Below are 24,032 nucleotides of genomic sequence, written 5' to 3' on the forward strand. Positions count from 1 at the left end.
CTGGCTGTGGTACGCATCTATAATCTTTTGCCGTAAATCAATGGAGTACGCTTTCATTTTTAACTCATCAAATATTCACCCTTTTATACCTCATTCACTTGAGAAAGGCTATATAAAAACCTAACTCAAAATACTTCCCCCGGCCAAGTCGCCTGGAAATGTATGCAATAAACTTTGATAGTAACTCTTAGTAAATAATCCTCCCGCTACTGCCTCTAAATCGCCGTAGGATAGTTATCTGACTCTAGATCCTCTTGTACGGAATCTAGGTCGTTTTGGGTAAACTCCCAGCCGAAATCTTGAGCCAAGTTGACCAAGCTTGCCTGACTATCGAGAGCCATTAGCTTCTTTTCCCTAGCCTTATTTGAATCGGCAGTTTTTAATAAGTCATAACCAGGTTCTTTTGACATTTTCTTTTTTACCTTATTTGTTAGTTGCGTTCTTACACTTTAAGATCGGGTAAATTAGGGCGTCAATAGTGCATACACAACGTTTATCAAGTCTTGATAATTTGAATTTATTTACTGACATTTACTGCGTATTTTCACGCTAACTAACGTTTAGTAATATGTTTTTTTTTCATATCTGCGTATTTTTACGCTGTACCGCATTTCGTTCTTTAACTAAGATCTGCAACTTGCTCCCTTGACTCGGTAGAAATTAAGAGCTTCAGCATTTAGCGCCAGCCTTTTCCATAGGAGGAGTTCCGAACTTGAGGCGATGTTAATGGACAAAGCACGCCCGAATTCAAGTTCTAGGCGTGCTTTGCCCTTATGCCAGAATTATGCAAACAGTTCTTTGCCCGTCAGGGTTCGCGATAGTAAAACCCAATTACACTTATCCTTAAGCGAACTGTATTGCCTGACAAGCTGTAATGTCAAATTAGTGATTTTTCCCGAAGTCTGTCGCTTGTATACTCTAACTACTAATTTAGTTGTAGCTGACAAGAAAGCAGACAATAAATAAAAACAGACTTTCGGTATTTCCACTAAATTGAAGAAACCACAATCCTCAACCCGCTTGCTGATTCCCTGGTATCCGGTAACAATCTATAGCGGACAGCACTGCGACAAAACCGAGGACGGTTCAACCAACAACCACCGCGCAGCATCCGATAATTATCATCTCCACCCTCTTCCCAAACTCTAGCATCTGAGGGCGCGTTAACATAATTTTCATGCCAGGGATCTGCACACCATTCCCAAACATTACCGTGCATATCGTACAATCCAAAATGATTGGGGACTTGTAGACTCCCCACATTTATTGTTTCTTGACGATGCTTTCCTTTTGGCTGAGAATTGTAAGCGTAATTTCCGTTTAAATTAGCTAGTTCTGATGTAATTGTGTCGCCAAAATGGAATTGTGTAGTTGTTCCTGCTTTACAAGCATATTCCCATTCTGCTTCGCTGGGTAATCTATATGGGCGCCCGGTAAAGTTGGCAAGCCTAGCACAAAATTCTATTGAATCGTACCAAGATATATTTTCGACTGGTCTATCTTCACCTTTGAAGTAAGATGGTTCGGGATTCAATTCACTAATGATTTGGGGTAAGGCTGCTACAGCTTTCCACTGTGCTTGCGTTACCTGTGTCTTTCCTATCCAGAAGGGTGCAACTGTTACCTGGCGCTGTGGCTTTTCGCGGCTATCTGATTGTTCCGCGCTATCTGTTGAACCCATGAGGAAGGTGCCATCTGGTATGTATACCATTTCGATGACTGCCTTACCTACATTTTCGCTATGAATTTTTCTAGTTTCTGATGCAATTACGTTGCCGATTTGCGCTTTAAATTCACTCATTTGCGCTTATTAAACCTGTAGATGCACTGATTTCCCTTATAAAAGGGATATCATGCTAAGGAGTGTTTGTCTAGTAGTAATTGCGTCTATTTTTGCTTTATAGCGATCGCGGTTCGCTATGATTCTACGTTTGCTAATGAGCTTTACCTGCACCGAGATAGAGTTCTCCTACCTTGGGATCGTTTAATAATTCTAAACCGGGGCCCGTGAAGCGATCGCGTCCTGATTCCAACACATAACCGCGATGTGCCATCTCCAAAGCCTTCCGCGCATTTTGTTCTACAAGCACAATTGCTTTACCAGTTTGATTAATAGCTTTAATCTGCTCAAATACGCTATTAACCAATATTGGCGACAGTGCTGCTGATGGTTCATCTAATATCAACAAACTGGGTTCAAGCATCAAAGCTTTTCCCATTGCTAGCATTTGCCTTTCTCCCCCAGAAAGCGTTCCAGCACGCTGACGACGGCGTTCTGCAAGCTTGGGGAACATAGTAAATATTTTGTCTTTGAGCGGTTTTAAAGGAGCATTACTAATAAAAGCGCCCATCTCTAAATTTTCTTCTACGCTCAAAGAAGGAAAGACATTGGCGAGTTGCGGCACGTAACACATCCCGCGCTGGACAATTTTATCTGACTTTAAGCCAGCAATATTCTGGCCTTTAAAAATAATTTTGCCCTTGTGGGGGTTTAGTAATCCAAATATAGTCTTAGCTAAGGTTGATTTCCCCGCACCGTTGGGGCCAATCACAGCCACCAATTCACCGGGATAAATCTTAAAATTAACGCCTTGCAGGATATCTAAATCTTTAACATATCCTGCATAAACATCTTCTACTTCTAATATCGGTTGGTCGGTCATTGGTAATGAGTAATGGGTAATGGGTAATGGGTAATGATGAATTATGAAAGCGACAAGGATGAATTGGGTAAAGCGAACATTTCGTAATTCATCATTCCATAATTCATCATTTTATTCCCACTTTCCCATCCCCAAATATTATGGGGTTTTCTGCAAATCCGGTCGTTCTTCCGGGACAATTGCCCCTTCTACAGGGCATACCTGTAGACAGATACCGCAATCGATGCAGGTGGAAAAATCAATCCAGTACCAGTCAGTTCCCAGAACATTTTTGCCGGGGCCTTCGTGGATACAAGCAACAGGACAGGCATCGACGCAATCGGCGACGCCTTCGCAGGTATTGGTAACAATTGTGTGCGGCACAGTGTTCTCTCTCTTAGGATTGGCAGACTGCTACTAGGCTACCAGCGATCGCTACTACGGTTCATTGTTCATTGTTCATCATAATTAGCCACTGAACAACGAACAAAAAACTGCGCTACTTTCCTAGCGTCTCAATTTCAGTAGCACCATCAGCCTTAACCCAGGCAATGCGGCTGATGCGACGGCGGCGAGCATAGTTTTGCACTTCTTGCGCTTCGCGCCCTCCTAGATCGATCTCAACCCGCACTAGATCGGCGGAGTCTCTTAGGGTTTGGGCATAGGCGATCGCCGCACTATAAGCTTGAGCTGTCTGGGGTACGACTAACCAATCGCTTGCAGGTGTTTGGCGGGGCATTTCAGCGCTCGACAGCAAAATTTGGTACAAGTCTTCGATGTTGAGTGCAAAACCAATTCCAGGATATTTTTGTCCTTGCGGATGATAAAGTTGCAGCAGTTCGTCATAGCGACCGCCCTGCCCCAAAATCTGCGCTCCTGCCCCAGTATCGCTCACCGCTTTAAACACGATCCCCGTGTAGTAATCCAAGGTTTGGATTAAGCTCAGGTCAAGAGTTAGGGGGAATCCACCCTTGTCGGCCATACTGTCGTCGAGCAGTTCGATGAGCGATTTGAGATTGTTGACAATCTCTCGTCCTGATGGATCTAGCTCCAAGGTAGAAACCCTTTGCAGCACATCGGCTGGGCGTCCGCGCAGGTCAAAAAGAAATAGCGCACGTTCCAGTAATTCGGTCGATAAAGGCAGGGTTTCGAGAGTAACGCGGTCGAGATGGGAAATGCATTCGCGCACTTTGTCTTGCAGATTGGGTGGAAATGGGGAGAGGAGCGATCGCGTCAGATCTGCCTCCCCTAAAACCAAGTGCCAGGTCGCCAAACCGAGGTTGTTCATGCAGTCTGCCAGCAACAGCAACACCTCTGCATCGGCCAACAAGCCACCACCGCCTAAGAGTTCCACCCCTGCTTGGTAAAACTCCTGCTGACGCCCGCGATCGCCCTCAGCATCTCTGCGGAATACATTAGCGTTGTAGTACAGCCGTTGCGGATAGCTAGCTCCTTCCATGCGCGTCGCAGATGCACGCGCGATCGATGCCGTCAGTTCTGGGCGCAATCCCAGCGTTTCTTCAGTTGCATCCTGCACCTGAATCACAGTTGACCGCGCGATCGCACCGCCTGCCATCAAAGTATCCAACCGCTCCAGAGTCGAGGTGATAATCCGGTGATACCCCCATCTGTGGAAAACCTGCTGCAAGCGGTGTTCGATCCAGCGTTTTTGGGCAACATCGAGGGGTAGCAAATCCCTCGCGCCTGTAGGTGGTTGATGAACCATTACTTTTTCTTGCCACCAAACATACCGCCAAATAACCCGCCTCCGCCTTGTTTATCATCAGGCTTGCCAGATGGTGGCTTGCCTGGGGGCGTTTTTCCGGGGGGTGTTTTTCCAGCCGATGTCGTTGCCTTGCCACCAGCACCGCCAGCCGCTTTCCCCATAGCTTTGTCTAGTATCTCTTTGGCTTTTAAAGCGTCTGGTTCTTGGGGATTCACTTGCAACGCTTTGTTAATGTGAATTTTAGCCATTGTTGCCTGATTTTGCCTCAAATAAGCCATCCCCAGCAAGCCGTGAGCGCGGCTGTTGTTCGGCTCTTGTTGCACGGCATCCCGCAATTCCAGAACTGCTTTGGCAACATTGTTCTTCTCCAAATACTCGGCGGCGCGACGGCAATTGGGTTCGACTCTTGAGGTTGCAGGTGCTGGCGCTGGTGTTGCGGCTGGTTGCGATGTCCCGCTTGACGGTGTTTTGATACCGCCAGTTGCTGTTGTGGCAGCAGGTTGAGTGGTTTTCCCAACCCCTTGACCTTCTTTTTTCATCAGGTAGACCATGTTGATCTCGCTGATTTGAGCGATCGCGTCCGCTATTTTGTCAATAGTTTCGTACTGGGTTTTAGCCTGGTTAGCGATCGCGTTTTTGTAGGCTATGTCTATATTTGCGCCTGCACTCGATAACTGCTTGGCACTTTCGGTGCTTAGTTGGATTTTTGCCGCTTCAGAGGCGAGACGTTTACCCATTCCCCTGAGCGTAACTAGATATTCTGTCCTTGTGCGCTCCTTAGAGAGTTGTGCATATGCTGGACTTACAAACTTCGAGAAAAGCTGGCTAGCCAGTTCTTTTTCCGCTTTACTTTCCGCTTTGCAACTATCGGGATGCAGGCGACGAGCAATCAGCTTATATCGTTGACGAATATCATCTGGGTTCGCGTCAACTGGAACGCCCAAAATTGCGTGGTTGTCGGTGAAATCAAACTTAAAGAGTCCGCGTTGTATTTGAATAGACATAGGCCGCGAGCTTATCTCCCTGCCAGAAGAATTCCTTATAGTGTACTGCGCTTAACTGTTGCGTGGGTTATTTTAGCTCATACAGAATTTTTGACAACATCACTACTCCAAGCTGCCATTGAAGGAACTTGCAGTAGTTCGGTGCTGAGGCTGTCGTGAATGTGTCCGTTTGTAGCCAGAATTCGACCAGACGCGATCGCCAACGGGCTGGTATCATAGGCGGTCACTCGCCCACCTGCTTCCTCAACTATAACCACACCTGCTGCCACATCCCAGGGTGAAAGCCCCCGTTCCCAATATCCATCCAAACGCCCCATTGCAACATGACACAAATCGAGCGATGCTGAACCGCTGCGTCGGACTCCTTGTGTTAGGTGGGTGAGATGACAAAATTCAGCATAGTTATTATCAGATGTTTCGCGGCGATCGTAGGCAAAGCCTGACACTAGCAGGCTCTTGCTCAACTGGGTTGTTTTGGATACGCCGATCGGGCGGCGGTTGCGAGTTGCTCCTAATCCTCTAGCTGCGCGAAACAGTTCGTTGTGAAAGGGGTCGAAAACTACCCCCACTGTACTTACTCCCCCTATTATCAACCCGACACTCGCTGAGAAAAAGGGATATTGATGAGCGTAATTTGTTGTGCCATCCAGGGGATCGATTGCCCAGAGGTATTCGCTGCTTTTATCTCCCAATTGTCCCGATTCTTCTGCCAGAATTTGATGATCTGGGACGTGGCGGCGCAGTACAGCCAGAATTTCGGCTTCTGCTGCTTTATCTGCTGCGGTTACTAAGTCTCCGGGGCGACCTTTTTCTTCTATTTCTTCTAATTTTCCTAAGTAGTTTTGCAAGACGACACCTGCTGCCATTGCCGCTTCGGTTGCAATGTCGAGGAGAATTTGCAGTTGTTCGGGTGTATGGTTCATGGAGGATGAGGTTTAAGTTTTAAGTTTGTAGAGACGCCGATTTATTGCGTTTTGAGTTTAATTGAAGGGCATAGGTAATAGGGCTAAAAAACTAGCAATGCCCAATGCCCCATTACCAATTAGCGATACTGACGCCGAAATTCAGATGGGCTGAGGCGCATGGGTTGTTTGGGGTTCCAGATGCCTCGCCCCATAAGGCGGGCTTCTTCTTGGGCACGAGACAGGCGTTGGTCGTATTTGTTGTTAGGCGAGCGCGGCACAAACAGGGCATACCCTTCGCGGATTAGTGTCTCGTTAAGCAACACGCGATCGCGCCACAGATAAGCTAACCTGCGCTCATATCGGTCTTTTGTTTCCTCATCTGACTCAAGAATTACGGGTTGCCCGCCAATCAACTGCTCTAGTCGTTCTTGCGCCTTATGTCCCCAAGGTCGCTGTTTCATATCAGGAGCCTCGACGCCAATCAGTCGCAGTCGCTCAAGCAATGGTGGTTGTTTAGCGTTGTCTATCACTTCCACACTTTGACCGTTGACAACCCGCTCGATTTTCACACTCATTCCTACTGGCGGTGGTGTGGATTGACAACCGACGAGCAAAAGGCTGCATGCAAAAGCCAGGATAATATTCGAGCGGTGGCGTAAAGTACGCCATATTGTTTTATATTTCCAAGACTTTAACTCCTGAAATCCTCCATAGATATTGGTTTGACACTTTAAAATCGAAAATCCGAAAGCGTTGCAAAGCCTTAGCGATCGCCTGCCTGAAGGCATAGCGCTATCCAAAATTGTATTAATCTTCATCCAAGGGTAAGCCGAAGCGGACTTTGCCCTTAGCAAAGTATTGACCGAACTGGAGTTCGTAGACTTCATCCTCATCTTGCGTTTCCACTTCCAGATCGGAGCGGGGATAACTCACACACAAAAGAGCATAGCCCTTGTCGCGCAATTGGGGAGAAAGCCCCATAGCCTCCGGTTGATGGACAACACCCGCCAACACGCGCACGGCACAAGTAGTACAAGCTCCATTCCGGCAGGCAAAAGGCATCTCGACGCCTTGGTTTTCCACGCTAGTAAGAATATAGCGGTCTTCTGGCACTTGAACAGAGTGTTCGACACCAGTTTGGCGATTATTTATCCGAATCGTGTAGTAATTGCTCATCAAATTAGTGTAATATTAAATATTGGCGGGTTGATTCATCATTAACCCGTAGCGCAAAACGCATAACTCACCTGGAGAGGTGGCCGAGTGGTTGAAGGCGCAGCACTGGAAATGCTGTTTGGGGGCAACTTCAACGAGGGTTCGAATCCCTCCCTCTCCGTTTAATTATTAGCCATAAATCAAGACTTAGGAGCCAGAATTATTTTTCTGACTCCTGAGTGCTTTATTATGGCTTTTGGCTTTATTTAGCGGGTTTAGCTGATTTAGCCGCACCAACCATCTTTTCAAAACTCAGGGCACCAACTGCCACAGTTACTATGACTATCCCAGCCCACTGTACGAACTGCAAAGAACTTTGAGGGCTTGGAGTAATCCAAAAGGCCAAAATCGCTGTTAGAGCAGGCCCGCTGGAAGCGACGATAGATGCACGGGCAGGCCCCATGTAGCGAACGCCCAAGTTATTTAGTAGATAGCCCGCGAGTGTCAACACACCCAATATAACGGCACCCAGGAGGAAACCAGGCCACTTGTCTTGCACCACCTGAACGCCAAAACCTTCGGGTAATGGCAGCATCAAACTAAAGCTGGTCAATACAAAAATGGTGGAGAATTGAACCAAGCTGACGGGTACGGGGTGAAGCTTTTGGAAACCCAACTGCATAAAAATCAGGTATAAAGCAAAGGCTACACCCGACACTGCTGCCATAGAGACACCAACAACAGGATTAGTCGCCGCGGTAGGTGCTGCTGCCAGGATCTTAGGCAAAGAAACTAAAACAACACCCGTTATCACAGCCGCCATCACACCCCAGCGGAGTGCGGAGGGACGATCTTTGAACAGCAGCCATGCCAAGGGAACTGTAATGATAGGGTACATAAACAGAATCGTCACAGCTACCCCAGGGCCAATTTGGGCGATCGCTATGTATATAAGTACCTGAGACAAAAAGAGGAAAAAGCCGCTCCCCACTACATTTAAAATTGCACGGGTGTCTTTTGACTTAAAAAACCTCCTTATGTCTTTCCACACAGGTGGATAGAGAAACATCGCCAGAAGCGCCAATAACGGTAGGACAACTATCATCCGCAGCCATAAAATTAACAGCGAGTTGCCCAGAACCAGTTTGATGAATCCTCCCAACGGGACAACACCAAAGATTTTGTTGGGGTAGCCAATGATCCCGACAATAACGTTATGTATTGACAAAGCCACTGTCGAAAGCAGGACTAGAATAAAACCCAACTGTGCTGGGGGGGCTTGCTTTTTTTCGGGTCGAGTTAGCGACGCGGAGGGCTTGTTTTGTGTTGGCTGCGTTACTGTTGTGGGCGCAGGCGTAGTCCCTCCGGCTTGGATTTGTTGACCCAGACGTTTGACCAAAGCCTCTAAAATCGCCTCCCCTTGCTGTTCCAGGCTGTGCATCCGGCTCAACTGCTGGGCAAGCGAACTTTGATAGCTGCTAAGGTCTTGTTGCAGCGTCTTGAAGGTCATCCTCATTGTCGAATCTAGCGAGGAGAGTAACTTTTGGGTATTTTCGTTGTACTCGTTCGCCTGCGAGGTAGATAAGCGATCGCCACCACCAGAGTTATTCAGATGCAGGTGCGATGTATCTGGCATCTGATTCATTTGCTGCATTAGTTGCTCTTGCAGCTGCGACGCCAAAACTTGAGCCATTTGCGCTGCTAGCTGTTGCTGTTGAGCAAGCTGCTGCTGACGCTGTTGCTGTAACCCGTCGATCTCCTGCTGCAACCGCATTTTGTCAGCCTGAAGCCGATCTAGGTCTTGATTCAACTGGGCGATGAAATTTTGCCCCAGCTTTTCAATATCCTGAATCATTGCCCTTTGGATAGGCTCTGTTGACTGAGGAGTGCCGTTGCTAGGGTTGTCCGGTAGATTGTCCAGTTGACCCATTTGCGTTTAACCTCTATATAAGGATTAACTAGAAAAGCGATTAGCGCTTAGTCATACAAAGAGTTAGCTGGGTACTAACTGCTGTTGTATTGGTATTTCCAGTATTTTGTCAAATTCAGCCCCCCATTGCATCGGCAGGAGTCTTAAAATAAATATCCTTTTTGGGCGGATAATGCAAATCCGGGGGAACACTTTAGGTAATTATCAGCTCTTCTTTAGCGACACACCCCGCGCTGACAGCGGATGAAAGGGCGCGTTCGCCAAAAGAGCCAGTCACAAGTTTGTCATACAAAAGAAAAAAAACTTTGCCTTTCCAAGACTTTTGGCTCGTGACTGCCAACAAATTAAACCCGAACAGCTTACCTTGAAGTAACTTCAGTGCAGATTTCCCGCAAATGGGTGGAGGCTTTCGGCGCGTTAGCGGCTAACGCCTTCGCTACGCTGCATTTGGTCGTTTGCAGAGGCTACGCCTGACGCTTCCTGTTTTCCAGGCTAATGCCAAGTACCCATAAAGTTACTAGCCCCACCCCAATCCATTGGTTGATCTGCAAGCTTTCCTGAATGAGCAGCAAAGCTAGGATAACTGTAAATGCAGGCCCGCTAGCTCCAATAACTGAGGCTAGGGTTGGGCCAAGCAGAAAAATACCCATGTTATTAAATAAATAGCCAAACAGGGTGGTTAGAGCCAAAACTACACCTGCACCCACTAGCTTAGGCCACATTCCCCCATCAATGTCGTATCCTACTACCAAAAGACCCAACCACGACAATACTAATATGGTACTGAAACTAATTACACTAACGGGGGCACCCTTAAGTTTACTGAGTTTTGTAAAAATCAGATAAAGTGCAAAAGTCACCCCTGATGCAATAGCTGTCGCTGCTCCTAGCCCAATATTATTATTAGCCCCTGCTGACAAGTTGGGAATAGTTAGATAGCCTCCTATACATATCGTGACCATAGCCAAGATCAGAGTAGAGGTTGGCTGCTTTTCAAACAAGAGCCATTCTAACAAAATGGTAACTAGCGGATAGATAAAGAAAATGGTGGTGGCAACACCTGTAGGTATGTTGCCGAGGGCAATATATATAAAGAATTGAGACAGAAACAGACAAACGCCGCTAATAATGGCAAACCAGAGGCGGGGGCGTTCTTTGGGCTTTAGCAGTTGCTTGATATCACGCCAAGTATTGGGATAAACTAGCGGCGCTACCCCAAAAGCCATTATCGGTGCTGCCAGCGCTACACGTATAAATAAAATTAAAAGTGAGTTGCCGGGACTAGGAGAAATAAATCCTCCCAATTTGAACATACCAAAGATAGACTGTTCTTTCAAAATTACCCTTGTGACAACGTTTTGTAACGACATCAGCAGCGAATAAAGTAAAACCAGTCCTACCCCTTTTATCAATTCATTTCCCAGTGGTGGCGTTACAGATGCTACTGGAATTTGTGGTTGAACTTGTTGTTGACTGTTAGTTGGCCAATTATTTACTTGCTGGCGCTGGGCTTGTTGTTCAGTTTTGATCTGTTCAATATCTTGTTGAAGTTTTTCGATGACACTTTGCAAATTTTGCTGCTGGTTTTTAAGTTGACGAATCGCAGATTTGAGCAAAGTTTCTGTTGGTTTATCGGCTCCGTCGATTTCGCGATCTGGTTGATCTTGTAGTTGCCCCATTTGCGTTTAACCTTATATAAAAAAAATTAGTGATTAGCTAATTGTACGCTTTACAAGGCAAATACTGTGGTGCTATTGTATGGGGATTTACACTATGTTAAATAAACAGCAATAGTGGGGGTAAATTGCTATGCAATATCTTGGAGCGATCGCATCGCTATGCACTCAGCCATAGCCGACGAGCAACCATAAAGATTATTGCCCCAAGACCAGCAGATATGGGGATGGTAATTATCCAAGCAAGGGCGATTGTTTGTAGAGTTTGAAAGCGAACTGACTTCCAGTTTTGAATAAGTCCAATCCCGACGACAGCACCTACTAAGGCGTGGGAAGTGGAGACGGGTAAGCCGAACCGAGAGGCGAGCAGGATGGTGGTGGCGGTGGCTATTTCGGCGCAGAATCCACTGCTGGGCTGGAGGGGAATTATTCCTTCTCCAATCGTAGCGATGACTTTTTTACCCCAAACGGCTAAACCTGCGACAATACCAGCGCCGCCAACCAGGAGAATCCAGATGGGAATAGTGAAGCCAGCGGTGGGAACGGAACCTGTGCGATCGATGTATGAAATTGCCGCTAGGGGCGCGATCGCATTTCCCACATCGTTGGAACCGTGAGCAAAGGCGACAAAACACGCACTCAAGAGCTGAAACCGCGCTAAATGCCGTTCAATAGGATTTTGGATTTTGGATTTTGGATTTTGGATTGAGGATTTGTCCTCTTCTTTCAAATCCCCAGTGCCTAATTCTCGCCAACTGAACCAGGTGAGGGAGCATGTGGCGATCGCGCCTATAGCCAGGGGGATGTCGTGAGGGGGGAGGCTAATGCCGAATTTGTCTGCAAGCAGAATATCTATTGGTTGGCTTACTGCTGGTAGCACAATTACGCCAAAGATGCCCAGCAGCGTTGCACTCAGCCAGGGAATCCACTCGCGCAACTGGAATAGAGGATCGGGTGGATCGAGAATCCAACGCTTGACGACACTGTAGAACAAAGCAGCGATCGCTCCACTAACGACGGGTGTTAATATCCACGCAAGGGAGATCGTGCCTAAGCTAGACCAGTTAACAGCACCGACACCAGCAGCGATCGCGCTAAAACCCGCGATCGCGCCTACTACAGCATGGGAAGAAGATACTGGCAAGCCGCGACTGGTGGCAATTTGCAGCCAGATGCCGCAGCCTATGAGAACGGATACCATGCCGATTAGTAACACTTGTGGCTGCGATGCGAACAGCGTCGGATTAACAATTTCCGTCGCCAGCGTTGAGGATACAGCACGCCCAAACAGCACGGCGCCTAAGAATTCCAAGATACCAGCAATAAATAGAGCTTGCCGTAGGGTGACAGCCTTAGACCCCACAGACGTGCCCATTGCGTTGGCAACATCGTTTGCTCCTAGATTCCAAGCAACGTAGAAGGCTAGAAGGGCGACTAGAAAAATCATGTCCTACTAAATACCGATACGGCTAGTTTATCCAGTGAGATATACCACCTGACCAAGGTAAATTTCATCTTCCAGATGGTAAGTAGTCTTTGAAATAACAGATTTTGGTAGTCGAAAGATGTAGTTTAATTAGTTATCAATTCGGATAGTGGTACAAAGCGCTGTATGAGTAAGTGTGAGATAAACTACTATTGAGTTATTGGGAAAAATTTATTTCTCAATAGCAATGGTGTGAGTTGTGTGAGACGAATTTATGCGTTTTCCAAGCCTTGCCGTTTGTACTTTAACTGCTCTAGTGGCTGGAGGGCTGACAGCCGGAGCAACCGAGACTCCGAGTTTTGAAGGTTCCCCCCAGGAAACCTACAAGAATAACTTGAGTGTTGCCAGTGCTAATGTAACGGATAGCACGAGTGCAGCGATCGCCGCACCAGAAATGGTGCAAGAACTATCAAGCGATCGCCTAGCGCAGGCCCAGCCTGCCCTGGTAGCTCAAAATGCCCCAGCACAGGCGGCGCCAGAAGCGATCGCCCAGCCAAACATTAAAGCACTCCCCGCAGATAATGCGATCGCGGAGTTATCGACTAACGCTGCCAAACAGCCAGCATTAGATATATCAGCCAATAAAAATTCCGAACTATTTTCCCCCAACATCGCGAAAGCTGAAGCCGATGGGAAAACCGAACCCGGTGCATACATAACCAAGGCTGATGCACTTCGCCCCGATGAGTCTGCCGCAGCCTCATCCAAGTCACAGGCTAGCCAGACGGTTGCAGATGCGACACCCGTAGCTGCTACTCCTTGTACTTCGCAAAAAGTTACCAACCCCCAGTCTGCAAGTTTTCAACTAGCTCAAGCCGAGACAACAGGTACGAACAACTGTCCTCGTCCGCAGCGCATTACGCCACTGACACTGCCACAAGTAGTGGATGAATTTGGAGCTTCGCCAGCTCTGAGCATCGCTATCCCAGTTGGATTTGGTGCCGATAACAACACCATCTTTGCAGGTGGCGAATATCAAGCCAGCGTGCGAGAAGATGACGGTTCTGTAGGATCTGCCGGGATAGGAATTGGCTTGGGCGATGCTGCTAAAGCAGTGGGTCTAGAGCTATCTTATGCCTTGGATACTGACGACAGGTTCGAGGATGGTGGCTTTAATGCCAAACTGCACCGTCGGTTTGCAGGAGATTTGGGAGTAGCATTGGGCTGGAACGGTTTTGCAAATACTGGTCGCAACGACTTTGAACACTCTAAATATGGAGTTATTACCAAAGTATTCAGAACGCGGCCATCTATTAATGAAGCTTTAAGCCGCGTTGCTGTTACTGTTGGTGTCGGTGATGGACAGTTCCGGTCAAATGGTGCTGTGCGTCGCGGTGAAAACAATATCAACGCTTTTGGTAATGTGGCCCTCCGGATTGTCCGACCTGTGAGTTTTATTGCAGAGTGGACGGGACAGGATCTGGGATTGGGTCTTTCCATTGCACCCTTCAAAAATTTCCCCTTTGTGATTACTCCAGCGGTGCGCGACGTTGCTGGTGCAGGTGACGGTGCGCGATTTGTACTAGGCGTTGGTACGGCATTGAGGTTTTAACTAGAAGGAGTAGAGGAAATGCAAACAATTAAATCTCTGGGTTGGGTTGTTGGTGTATCGATTGTTGCGCTGGGAAATGTTGCACCTGCTAGTGCTGGGCATCACCGCAGCTATTCGGACATCACGGGAACGAATATTTGGAATAATACAGCACCCGTATTTGAGGGTGGCGCAAGACTAGATCCTGCGCTAGTTGGGAATGTTACGCGGCTGAATCAAGACGCGGAAACAGCGTTTCGAGAATGCGATGCTGCGATCGCGCAAGCAGCGCCAGCTACCACCGAGAGGCGCTATAGCCGACAGCCTCAAACAACAGCCGCAGTTCCCGAGGCGTGCCGTCGGCTAGAAACGTTAAGGACCGAAGTAGAGACCTTGAGAGCTACTTTGCAGCGAGAAGACATATCAAGAGCGAATCCGTTTTTTGGGACTTGGTAGAGTAACGCGATAGTGAGGAGGAGCGATAAAAGATGAGGCAAATGAAGAAAAGCCGCAAATGTGTTGCTGGGGTTAAGTTGATCGCAGGAGCGATCGCTTTTGGCGCTGTCGGTTTTTTGGCAACGCCAGTTAAAGCTCAAGACTCGTTTGGAAATCAGGTTGTTCAGTTCCCCGCCGATACGACAGTTGAATTTGAATTCAAAGAGTCGCACGGAGCTTATCAGTCAACCCTTGGTATCGTCAACTTAGATACTAACGAAGAAACAGTACTGTTCCGGGAAACCAAACCTTATGATACTTTCGGGACAGGACAAAATGAGCCTCCTGCTCCCGGTCAGAACAACATCGGTACCTCAAGAGATTTCGTGGGGACTGTTGACGGAGGAGCAGTAGCAAATCGGCTGGCTGAGTACAGATTTCGGGCTAATACCAGGTATGCTTTCTTTCTGGAATCTGTTAGTCCCACTGGCCAGACCAGACGCAGCGTAAGGTCTACAAGTAACTTAGCAGCAGCTTTTGATGGTGCTTTGGATGCGGGGACGCGCGGTGAAATTACTGGTGTCCGCGTTGCTTGGGATGATGATGGATTGCCGCGTCCTGGAAAAGACAGCGACTTCGATGATTTTGTTGTCGAAGCTGGAGGGTACGCACCCGCTGCCTGTCCGCCAGTCAGATAATAGCAATTCCCTATTTTGATTTCCCCCAGCCCCCCTTTTTAAGGGGGGTTAATTTTTGTTTTTATTTATGAATTACGCAAGAGGAACAGGAGCGCGATCGCTCTATAAGTTGCTAATTAATAAATCAATAATATTGAGGTATTTATAAGGGCGATCGCATCCTCTATTTGCTGTTGAAATAAAGTGCGATCGCCTCTTATAAAAAACTCTGCTTTCGATACTAACGAGGGGTGTTTAATCCCAGGACTGCTACAACTTAAATACCGCTACTGGGAATAACTCTCCCGCAAGGATATGTCGCTACAGGTTGTTCAGAAGCAATGTCTGCTACAGCTGCCGGAATTTCCTCAACTGGCTGAGTTTTAGCTGCCAAATAGTCTGTCCGCAATTTTTCCAGCATATCTTCCCGTTTGTCATACAACCGCTTTAACGGACGAGGTTGGCACTGGTTCATCACATAGGCGGTGATGATGGGAACTCCTATCGTGCTGTCGGTATAACAAACAATCGTGCTGGGTAACTCTTCCGGGTCAATCTTCCCCCAACTCACAGCTTCACTTGGGGTTGCACCAGATAAACCACCCGTATCCGGACGCGCATCTGTAATCTGCACGAAATAATCGTGTCCGCGCTCCTCTAAACCTAACACTTCATGCAGTTGCGGCTGGGTTTGCAACAGGAAGTTCTTGGGACTGCCACCGCCGATAATGATAGCAGCGCTTTTCCCTTCTAAGTCCGGGTTGCCAGTATCGCGGGCTGAGTATGCGATCGCTGCTGTCTCGTTCACATCTATCGATGGATCTATCACCAGCTTTGAACCTTCCAACGCCAAAGCCGCTACGTTCATCCCAATTGAACTATCCCCAGGCGAAGACGTATAAATAGGAACTCCGCATTCATAAGCTGTAGCTAGCAAACAAGAATGCTCCACCCCTATCTGCTTTTCCACTTCCCGCACGTACTTACCCAGCAGGTAGTGAAACTCCGCAGTACCCATCCGCTTCTGAAAAGGTTCTGCTTGCAGAATTTTGCGAATAAAAGCATCGGTTTGCAACAGCACGTCATAGCCAAACACAATGTCGTAAATGCGAATTGTGCCTTCCTGACGCAACTTGACATCATCCACAAACGGATTGCCCGCGTAGAGATCGAAACCTAACCCAAAATGCATATCGTGGTATAGATTAGCGCCCGTGCTGATTGCCCAGTCAATAAAGCCATTGCGAATCAGGGGAGCCAAAAGCCCCACGCCGAACCCAGCAGGAGTCATTGCACCTGATAGGCTAACTCCTACTGTTACGCCTTCTTGGAACACTTCCCGACTGAGCAGGTGGCAAATTTCCCGCAGACGAGCCGAATTGTAGGCGCTGAAATAACCATCAACTAGATCCACCACGTTAAGTGCTGATGGCATGGGGGCGGGTGCGATTTTGTTACCCAGTTGCTTTGACATTTTTTCACTCACAAACGATTTCTTTGATAGCAGCAACATAAGAATTGTAGGCGCTATCTCCGAAGCAAACAAAAATAACTTGCTCAACTGAGTTATTGCGCTGGAAAAACTTGTTGACCTCTGTTAAAGCAATTTTTGCGGCGCGGATCTGCGGGAATCGGTATCTGCCAGTGCTGATGGCTGGGAAGGCGATGGTGCGAATTTCGTATTGGGCGGCTAAGGCTAGGCTGTTGCGATAACAATTGGCTAGCAACTCATCTTCTCTGTTCCCACCACCCTGCCAAACTGGTCCAACTGTGTGAATTACCCAATCTGCGGCAAGATTGTATCCCTGAGTAATCTTGGCCTCACCAATGGCGCAGCCATTGAGTTGGCGACATTCTGCCACCAAATCTGGCCCAGCGGCGCGGTGAATTGCCCCATCCACACCGCCGCCACCCAAAAGAGAGCTATTTGCTGCGTTGACAATAGCATCTACCTTTGTAAGGGTTATATTGCCTTGAATGACTGCTATTCTACTTAGTAGCATGGTAAGTATTAGTGAAAACTTCACCTCGCTGGATTCGCATTTTATCTCGCTTCGTTGAGAACCGACGAATAGTTTCTAAGTTTTGTAAATGAGCGATGTAATAAGAGTCGATATTTGTGCAAAACCACATCTATCGCGAGCTGTATTTTATAGCTATTTGCCATTAGCATAGTAATTTCCCTACTTTGGCTGTGCGATCGCCATAATAGGGTTAATATAAAATTTTTGTAAACTGTAAAAAGGCCACCATCACGGCTTTAGTCGCAAGATGGATTAAGTCTCAATCAAGGCACTATGACCACCACCAATCTTTACTCTGGCAATCCAGGTAACATTTTGTCATCCATTCAGCCACAGCCCGATGAGCATTGGCCAACTTTTGAGCAAATTTTGCACCGCCTGCATGGAGCGGGTATTTACATTCATCCCGATCAACTAGCAGAATTTATGCTGGCGCACGGACTGCCTGTATCTCTTTGCTATGTACCCGCTCATTTGCGAGAAAAAGCTATTAAAGTTAATAACAATTATCAAGGCGATATGGCTTGTCCGCGAGAAGAACCAGATGACCAATCCTACCAGTTTCCCTGGTTGAATTAGGAGTAAGGCAGAGGAGCAGAGGGGCAGAGGGGCACAAGCAGAGAATCTTGTAGAGACGCCGATTTATCGCGTCTCCCTACGGGCAGAAAAGCCGAGGAGCCGAGGGAAAAAGAATAATTCCGCTACGAACAGATTTGATAGAATTGCTCGTAAGAATTATTAATTCACCACTCTAAACCCCAAAGAGTTGCAGTAGCTCAAAACTATTTGAGCGGCAAGATAACACGCACGGTGGTTTGTTTACCGGGGATGCTGTCGATCGCTAGTTGTCCTGCGTGTAGTTCCGCTAGACGTTTAACGATGAGCAGACCTAAACCAGAACCTTGATGGGAAGAAAGCTTGCGCTCAAACCGCATATAGGCTCCGATAGCAGCAATTTGCCCTACCGTCATACCCTGCCCGTTGTCGGTTACAGACAGGACAAAAGTGTTATTTTCACAACTACTGGCAACTGTAATCGCGGTTTTGGGGATGGAAAATTTACAGGCATTGTCCATCAGCTCTTCGACAATTTTTCGCAGTTTGATCTCAGAAATAGAGACAGCAGCATCAGTCAGGTCTAATTGCAAATCGAATTCCCTGCAAGACTGCTGTGCTTTTTTAATCGCCGCATCTGCGATCGCAACTTTAGCAGAATTAGTCCGGCTGCTCTGTCGTAACGCCTCTATCTGCTCTGAATCAGCTCCTATTAACTCTAGTTGGGCATACAGCAAAAAATTCTGAACTAGCCTATATAAACGTTCGGCAGAAGTACGAATATCCCCTGCCATTTCTAGAATTTCTTGCGTATCTAAAGAGTCCGCCTCATCCATTAGCATTTGCGAACAAGTCAGAATGCCATTGAGGGGCGTGTGCAGTTCGTGAGGCAGAGAAAGGGTGATATTACTGCGTAAATCATCGATTTTCCTCATCTGCTCTCGTTCAAACGCTGCGTGTTTTTCCAACCTCGCGGCGATCGCTCCGAGCAATTCATCTGCGGTAAACGGCTTGGTAATATAGTCGTCTGCGCCCAACTCCATCCCTTGACGCATATCCGTTTTGGCTGCTTTTGCCGTTAAAAAAATAAACGGAATTGTCGATGTTAGAGGATTGGAGCGTAGCGCCGTCAGTACGCTATTACCATCTAGGTAAGGCATCAAACCATCGCAGACAATAAGATCTGGCATCTGAGAAAGCGCCAACTGCAAACCAATCCGGCCATCTTCGGCTCCAATGGTGTCGAACCCCTCAGCATCCAGCAACTCAAGAATATTTTCCCGGATGGGTGCTTCGTCTTCAATTACTAGAATTTTTGTCATATCAGCCTATAGCTTGCAATGTTTAGCTTTCAGCTTAGGCGATCCGTAGGCGATCGCTAAACTGTTTGTGTCCCCCGTTCCCACCCACAACCCAGTCCTCTGTGTGAGTACTTACACCCGCGTGCAGGCAGGTAGCTGCTAGCGTGACGGTAAATGTAGTCCCGATTCCCACTTGACTATCCACTTTGAGATCGCCGCCGTGCAAGTCCACGCACTTCTTTACTATCGCTAGCCCCAACCCAGTTCCAGGCAGGTTGCCGACATTTGCAGCGCGATGAAATGGCTCAAACAAACGCCGTTGGTCTTCGGTAGGAATACCAATGCCTTGGTCTTCAACTTTGAAGACTAGCGCCTCATCTAAGCAGGCGACTTCAAATTTTACCTCGCTACCCGGAGGCGAGTATTTGACAGCGTTGGAAAGCAGATTGCTGAGGATGTGCCGCAGCACTTTTTCATCCAAACCAAAACAGGTACTTCCGCACTTATCGGTAAAGCTAATGGTGTGCTGGCCGCGATCGCTCGCCCTCAACTCTTCCACCATTTCTTGACAAAATTTTTCCACATTTAGCGGTACGAAGTTCAACTCCAGCCGTCCTGCTTCTGCTTTACCAATAGTCAGCACGTCATCTAGCAATCTGACCATGTGCTTGACTGTAGTTTGAATGCGATTTATGTGAAAGAGTTTTTTCTCTTCCGGCCATTTGTGGCTGTAGCGTTGCAATAAGTCGGCAGAAGAGAGGATGGTACTCAAAGGAGTGCGAAACTCATGAGAGGTCATCGATACAAAGCGCGATTTCAGTTCTGAGAGTTCTTTTTCATGTTCTAGCGATTTACGCAGTTCTTCCTCTAGGCGCTTGATCTTGCTGATATCTACGCCAACGGTCACGGCAGCCTTACCCTGATTATATTTTTGAGCCACCATCAGATAACTACGGGATTCGCCGTCAACTTCTGTTGTCATCTGCTGGGATACTGTCTCAGTGGTGTTGGCAAAAAACTCACCCATGAATTGGGTAAAGTTAGGGCTGACGTTAAGAAAGCCAATTTCCTGTGAGGCAAACGTCTCTGGCGATAAATTGAAAGATTCGGCTAAATTCCGGTTGACCCCAAGGTATCGCAAATCTGAGCTAATCCAGGAGACAAAACCCGGCACTGCATCTAAAACTGCTTGAAGTTGCTCTTTTGCCTCTTGTAGCGCCATTCCCATCTGCTTGTGCGCTGCCATCGCTATTTCATGCACTTCTGAGTGCGCCATCAGCAGTTGATGCACGTCTAATAATTTATAGACGCCGGGAGTGGTTTGCACGATGACTGGTTCGTAGATCAAGGCAGGCGATCGCCTCAACGTCTCTCGCACTGCTGCGGTAATGGAAGTGTAACCAGGAAAAACTAAAAGTTCGGTATGGCTAAATTGGTAGAGTCCTTGCAAATGCCGTTTGGTAATTAACTCCAGGCTGTAGCGACGGCTCATATATTCAAAAAAACGCCGCCTGGAGATCATGCCCACAAGCTGGGTTTTATCCATGATTATCAGACCGGGCAGGAGGGGATTTACCTCAAACAGGCTAAGAATCTGTTCTGGCGTGTGTTCAATCTGTATGCAAGCGTCGTACAGGCTCAATCCCTGTAAGGTTGATTCGATATTAAGTTGACCCTGGCCCGGTTCAGACTTGATTGTTGTTATTGACATCTTATTATTTAAGCGGATATAAATTAAGCTGCGAGAATTCTTGACCAATTTCTAGGGTTAACAGACTAGCAGTTAGACCCTAAGCTTTTTTTGACTTGCTGGCTTATTAAAAGTTCTATTATCATTGTTTATCGCATCTATGTGTAGATTTCATCAGCAATTTATATCAAATTCGTTTGAGAATATGCCTAATTTTTCTACGAGCGATATGAACCTTCCGAGGTTCAACGGTATTATGGGCAACGAGTTGAGGTAAGTTGAAGGAGCGTGGCAGTTCTTGTGTACCCCTAATGGAAAGTAATATCCCGATTGGCTTGAATAAAGATCTAGAATCTGATGACTCGCCCCAGATGGAGCCATCGTCGCTAACTTCAGATCAGTACCAACGAAAGATGCAGCGGCGTAAGGAAGTGCAAGAGCAACGGGTTGCAAAAGCGTCCCTAGAGAAGGGCTTAATTATTGTTAATACTGGCAATGGTAAAGGAAAAACTACTGCTGCTTTGGGGATAGTGTTGCGATCGCTCGGTCATGGCTATAAAGTCGCGATCGTACAATTTATTAAAGGAGCTTGGGAACCCGCAGAAAAATCTATCCTTAGTATGTTCCCAAATCAGCTCGAATTCTATGCGATGGGAGAAGGCTTCACCTGGGAAACTCAAGACCGAGAGCGAGATATCCAGAAAGCGAATGAAGCCTGGGAAACTGCTCTCAACTTTATCCGCAATCCTGATTTTAAGCTAGTACTGCTTGATGAAATTAACGTAGCTATGAAGCTAGGTTATTTGCAGGTTGAAAATGTATTAGCTGGGTTGGAAGAAAAGCCAGATGATTCTCACGTTATTCTTACTGGTAGAGGCGCACCACAAGAGTTGATTGAACGAGCCGACTTAGTAACTGAAATGACTTTAGTTAAGCATCCGTTCCGCGAACAAGGCGTTAAGGCGCAACCAGGTATAGAATTTTAATTTACGCAAAATTAACGCCGAACAGATTAAATCTGCTCGGCGTTAATAATAAGGATGAAACTAAAAAATATATTTACTTTTTGTGGGGGGAGCAAGAAGCTAGTTAGGACTCTCTGGTAGAGCGATTACGTTGCTTGTGCGCTATTATTCAATTTTCTCCGGTATAGATAATAAGGCTACAACAGGGTAAAAACTATCGCGCGATCGCAGCTCCATCCCTTAAAACCGTCTCCAACCCTGAATGCGATCGCCTTATTACCAACTACACGCACTACTATTGAGCGTTGTTCTTACAGGCGGTTAAAATGCGCTGGTCGTTATCGCTGACTTTATCGATCGCGTGATATCCTTGCAGCCCCAGCATATTTGGAACCTCAAGCCGACCTCCCGCTGCCGCTACCTGAGTTTTTTGTTCAAGCGGGATCGAATGGGAATATACTGTGTTGTCCTCGGGATCGACCATTGTCACATTCAACTGCTGCTTGTCGATCGTGCCTTGAAAACAACTAAATTCTGAAGCGGGCATATACAGCGCACCAGATACCTTGCCGCTACGTGCTTCAAATATCACATACTCTTTACCAATCTGTTCTGGTTGTGACGCTTGACCGTAGAGATATACTCCGTCAGACATTGAGGTGTTGGATGCGGGGCGCTGTGCGCTTACAAGTGAATTGTTATTCGATGCTCCAACTTGCGACTGCGTTGCTGGTGTCTTTACTGCACTTGCCAATATTGGAGTTGAACCCGCCGCTGCAACTCCCACCGTCAGCAGTAAACCCAAGACAGGGAGTTCCAAACTACGCACCGACAAAACTTGTTGAAATAACTTGTTAAGCATAGTAGTATTCCCCTTTAGATCTTTTAAAAGTAGCTTAAATTACAAACCTGTCTTAACGGTAGCTATTAATTGCACTGTAACGATTCACTCAAATGGATGAATTGACTATCACCCTAAAGGGTTAGTTGTCTATCAACACAATCAACAAGAATGAAATCATATTTTTTTGCAATCAATTGCTCTATTAATTAAGCCTGTATTTGTACTCAGTTTATTCAACGATTACCTCACCAAGCGAGCGTCCTTGTGACAGTCTTTACTTTGGTTGTAAGGCCTTGTAAATCGTTAATTGTATGACTTCACCGACATCCGTCTAAATTCCCTAAATGCTTTACATATCTTTACAATAAAAAATTGGCGGCAACAGTTTAGTGTTGCCGCCAATTTCAAGAGACGCCGATTTATCGCGTCTGTACCAATTAACTAGCTGCGATGTACTCGCGGACATTGCCATGACGACGACGCAACTGCGCTAGAGCTTGGTGTTCCAACTGTCGCACTCGTTCGCGACTGAGGTTGAGTCGCTGACCGACTTTAGCTAAGGAAAGCTCGTTGCCATCCTCTAAACCAAAGCGCAGGGTTAGCACTTCCCGCTGTTGGGGAGTGAGTTCTGCGAGCAAGTCGTCCAAGTCTTGCCGCAGAGACTCTTGAGTCATGTAATGCTCTGGCGACGGGCCTTCATCTTCGAGCAAGTCTTGCAGTTCAGTATCCTGATTATCCCCAACTCGGATATCCAAAGAAATCGGTTGACGGGCAATATTCAGGTATTCGCGGATCTGAGAGGGTTCTAATTCCAACGCTACGGCAATCTCGCCTGGAGTGGGGCTGCGGCCCAACTGCTGAGTGAGTTCGCGTTGCACTTTCTTGATCTTATTGAGCTTTTCGGTAATATGGATGGGCAGGCGAATGGCACGCGCTTGTTGAGCGATCGCTCGGGTAATTGCCTGACGAATCCACCAGTAAGCGTAGGTCGAGAATTTATAACCGCGCATCGGGTCAAATTTCTCTACACCGCGCTCTAAGCCCAACGTTCCTTCCTGAATTAGATCCAGAAATTCCATGTTGCGCTTTTGGTACTTCTTGGCGATCGCTACAACTAGACGCAAGTTTGCTTCAATCATCTTGCGCTTTGCTCGCGTCCCTAGCGTTACGATCTTGTTAAGTTCTCCTTCCGAGAGCTTAACGCGATCCGCCCACTCTTTTTGTGTGGGTTCGCGCTCCAGTTTTTCCGCCAAGGCATCATGTGCCTCCATGAGCGCCATCATTTGCTGTACCTGCTTTCCGTAGACAATTTCTTGTTCATGGGTCAGCAGGGGCACGCGACCAATCTCATGCAGATAGGTGCGAACCATATCAGCCGTGAACGTAGGTGGTTTAGTCGTCTTTTTTTGGGTGTTGGCAGTTGGCATGAGTGCGTGTTGACTCCGTAAACAAGAAACAAATCTCTAGCAGGAGTTACCTCAATAAG

General features: G+C 47.1%; 23 protein-coding genes and 1 tRNA gene. 6 read left to right on the top strand and 18 right to left on the bottom strand.

Features of this window, described 5'->3' with window-relative positions; genetic code table 11:
• Positions 1 to 215: 215 nt before the first annotated feature.
• The 9 genes from H6F77_RS13020 to H6F77_RS13060 all read right to left on the bottom strand — a co-directional run bounded on the left by H6F77_RS13020 (position 216) and on the right by H6F77_RS13060 (position 7,453).
• Positions 216 to 410 carry a Nif11 family protein gene (locus H6F77_RS13020; protein WP_190489153.1) on the bottom strand — a complete coding sequence of 65 codons (195 nt, stop codon included), beginning with the start codon at positions 408 to 410 and terminating at the stop codon, positions 216 to 218.
• 578 nt (positions 411 to 988) lie between these two features.
• Positions 989 to 1,801, bottom strand: coding sequence for a formylglycine-generating enzyme family protein (locus H6F77_RS13025; RefSeq protein WP_190489154.1), 813 nt, complete (start codon positions 1,799 to 1,801; stop codon positions 989 to 991).
• 133 nt (positions 1,802 to 1,934) lie between these two features.
• Entirely contained in the window at positions 1,935 to 2,663 is a 729-nt protein-coding gene (locus H6F77_RS13030) for an ABC transporter ATP-binding protein (protein ID WP_190489155.1), read from the bottom strand.
• Between the two features lie 138 nt (positions 2,664 to 2,801).
• On the bottom strand, positions 2,802 to 3,026 hold the full coding sequence (locus H6F77_RS13035; protein ID WP_190489156.1) for a ferredoxin family protein: 225 nt from the start codon (positions 3,024 to 3,026) through the stop codon (positions 2,802 to 2,804).
• 115 nt (positions 3,027 to 3,141) lie between these two features.
• Positions 3,142 to 4,368, bottom strand: coding sequence for an ATP phosphoribosyltransferase regulatory subunit (locus tag H6F77_RS13040; protein WP_190489157.1), 1,227 nt, complete (start codon positions 4,366 to 4,368; stop codon positions 3,142 to 3,144).
• Positions 4,368 to 5,372 (bottom strand): J domain-containing protein, encoded by a 1,005-nt coding sequence (locus tag H6F77_RS13045; protein WP_190489158.1) that lies wholly within the window; start codon positions 5,370 to 5,372, stop codon positions 4,368 to 4,370. Before H6F77_RS13045 ends, H6F77_RS13040 begins: the two co-directional genes overlap by 1 nt.
• A gap of 77 nt (positions 5,373 to 5,449) precedes the next feature.
• Entirely contained in the window at positions 5,450 to 6,295 is an 846-nt protein-coding gene (locus H6F77_RS13050) for an inositol monophosphatase family protein (RefSeq protein ID WP_190489159.1), read from the bottom strand.
• A gap of 119 nt (positions 6,296 to 6,414) precedes the next feature.
• Positions 6,415 to 7,095, bottom strand: coding sequence for a thermonuclease family protein (locus H6F77_RS13055; protein ID WP_309228841.1), 681 nt, complete (start codon positions 7,093 to 7,095; stop codon positions 6,415 to 6,417).
• Positions 7,085 to 7,453: a 2Fe-2S iron-sulfur cluster-binding protein gene (locus H6F77_RS13060; RefSeq protein WP_190489160.1), complete on the bottom strand. Its 369-nt coding sequence runs from the start codon at positions 7,451 to 7,453 to the stop codon at positions 7,085 to 7,087. Before H6F77_RS13060 ends, H6F77_RS13055 begins: the two co-directional genes overlap by 11 nt.
• Before the next feature lie 73 nt (positions 7,454 to 7,526).
• On the opposite strand from H6F77_RS13060, the gene H6F77_RS13065 reads away from it, so the two are divergent.
• A tRNA-Ser gene (locus H6F77_RS13065) sits at positions 7,527 to 7,613 on the top strand.
• Between the two features lie 81 nt (positions 7,614 to 7,694).
• On the opposite strand, the gene H6F77_RS13070 is transcribed toward H6F77_RS13065, so the two are convergent.
• The 3 genes from H6F77_RS13070 to H6F77_RS13080 form a co-directional block, all read right to left on the bottom strand.
• The gene (locus H6F77_RS13070) at positions 7,695 to 9,362 is read right to left on the bottom strand and encodes an EamA family transporter (protein ID WP_190489161.1); all 1,668 of its coding nucleotides are present in this window, start codon (positions 9,360 to 9,362) and stop codon (positions 7,695 to 7,697) included.
• Between the two features lie 464 nt (positions 9,363 to 9,826).
• Entirely contained in the window at positions 9,827 to 11,041 is a 1,215-nt protein-coding gene (locus H6F77_RS13075) for a DMT family transporter (RefSeq protein ID WP_190489162.1), read from the bottom strand.
• Positions 11,042 to 11,198: 157 nt separating this feature from the next.
• Positions 11,199 to 12,485, bottom strand: coding sequence for an inorganic phosphate transporter (locus H6F77_RS13080; RefSeq protein WP_190489163.1), 1,287 nt, complete (start codon positions 12,483 to 12,485; stop codon positions 11,199 to 11,201).
• 253 nt (positions 12,486 to 12,738) lie between these two features.
• Here H6F77_RS13080 and H6F77_RS13085 point away from each other — a divergent pair, with 253 nt between their 5' ends.
• Genes H6F77_RS13085 through H6F77_RS13095 form a run of 3 tightly spaced genes read left to right on the top strand, consistent with a single transcriptional unit; the run spans position 12,739 to position 15,188 of the window.
• On the top strand, positions 12,739 to 14,076 hold the full coding sequence (locus H6F77_RS13085; RefSeq protein WP_190489164.1) for a hypothetical protein: 1,338 nt from the start codon (positions 12,739 to 12,741) through the stop codon (positions 14,074 to 14,076).
• Between the two features lie 18 nt (positions 14,077 to 14,094).
• Entirely contained in the window at positions 14,095 to 14,511 is a 417-nt protein-coding gene (locus H6F77_RS13090) for a hypothetical protein (RefSeq protein ID WP_190489165.1), read from the top strand.
• Positions 14,512 to 14,543: 32 nt separating this feature from the next.
• Positions 14,544 to 15,188 carry a hypothetical protein gene (locus tag H6F77_RS13095; RefSeq protein ID WP_190489166.1) on the top strand — a complete coding sequence of 215 codons (645 nt, stop codon included), beginning with the start codon at positions 14,544 to 14,546 and terminating at the stop codon, positions 15,186 to 15,188.
• 256 nt (positions 15,189 to 15,444) lie between these two features.
• Here the strand turns inward: H6F77_RS13095 and H6F77_RS13100 are convergent, their stop codons facing one another.
• Together H6F77_RS13100 and H6F77_RS13105 are read right to left on the bottom strand one after the other, a co-directional pair.
• Positions 15,445 to 16,641, bottom strand: coding sequence for a homospermidine biosynthesis protein (locus H6F77_RS13100; protein ID WP_190489167.1), 1,197 nt, complete (start codon positions 16,639 to 16,641; stop codon positions 15,445 to 15,447).
• A 4-nt stretch (positions 16,642 to 16,645) separates the two neighbouring features.
• A complete protein-coding gene (locus tag H6F77_RS13105; RefSeq protein ID WP_190489168.1) occupies positions 16,646 to 17,170 on the bottom strand; it encodes an O-acetyl-ADP-ribose deacetylase in 525 nt (174 codons plus the stop codon).
• 294 nt (positions 17,171 to 17,464) lie between these two features.
• Here H6F77_RS13105 and H6F77_RS13110 point away from each other — a divergent pair, with 294 nt between their 5' ends.
• Positions 17,465 to 17,770, top strand: coding sequence for a hypothetical protein (locus H6F77_RS13110; protein WP_190489169.1), 306 nt, complete (start codon positions 17,465 to 17,467; stop codon positions 17,768 to 17,770).
• Between the two features lie 203 nt (positions 17,771 to 17,973).
• Here the strand turns inward: H6F77_RS13110 and H6F77_RS13115 are convergent, their stop codons facing one another.
• Together H6F77_RS13115 and H6F77_RS13120 are read right to left on the bottom strand one after the other, a co-directional pair.
• Complete coding sequence (locus tag H6F77_RS13115; RefSeq protein ID WP_190489170.1) at positions 17,974 to 19,068, bottom strand: hybrid sensor histidine kinase/response regulator; 1,095 nt, start codon at positions 19,066 to 19,068, stop codon at positions 17,974 to 17,976.
• Positions 19,069 to 19,102: 34 nt separating this feature from the next.
• The gene (locus H6F77_RS13120; protein ID WP_242022136.1) at positions 19,103 to 20,758 is read right to left on the bottom strand and encodes a sensor histidine kinase; all 1,656 of its coding nucleotides are present in this window, start codon (positions 20,756 to 20,758) and stop codon (positions 19,103 to 19,105) included.
• A gap of 350 nt (positions 20,759 to 21,108) precedes the next feature.
• Between H6F77_RS13120 and cobO the strand changes: the two genes are divergently transcribed.
• Positions 21,109 to 21,723: a cob(I)yrinic acid a,c-diamide adenosyltransferase gene (gene cobO / locus H6F77_RS13125; RefSeq protein ID WP_199321321.1), complete on the top strand. Its 615-nt coding sequence runs from the start codon at positions 21,109 to 21,111 to the stop codon at positions 21,721 to 21,723.
• Positions 21,724 to 21,997: 274 nt separating this feature from the next.
• On the opposite strand, the gene H6F77_RS13130 is transcribed toward cobO, so the two are convergent.
• Both H6F77_RS13130 and H6F77_RS13135 read right to left on the bottom strand, forming a co-directional pair.
• Positions 21,998 to 22,564 (bottom strand): hypothetical protein, encoded by a 567-nt coding sequence (locus H6F77_RS13130; RefSeq protein WP_190489172.1) that lies wholly within the window; start codon positions 22,562 to 22,564, stop codon positions 21,998 to 22,000.
• A gap of 419 nt (positions 22,565 to 22,983) precedes the next feature.
• On the bottom strand, positions 22,984 to 23,973 hold the full coding sequence (locus tag H6F77_RS13135; protein WP_190489173.1) for an RNA polymerase sigma factor, RpoD/SigA family: 990 nt from the start codon (positions 23,971 to 23,973) through the stop codon (positions 22,984 to 22,986).
• Positions 23,974 to 24,032: the final 59 nt, after the last annotated feature.

Origin of the sequence: Microcoleus sp. FACHB-831, assembly GCF_014695585.1 — a bacterium.
GTDB lineage: Bacteria > Cyanobacteriota > Cyanobacteriia > Cyanobacteriales > FACHB-T130 > FACHB-831.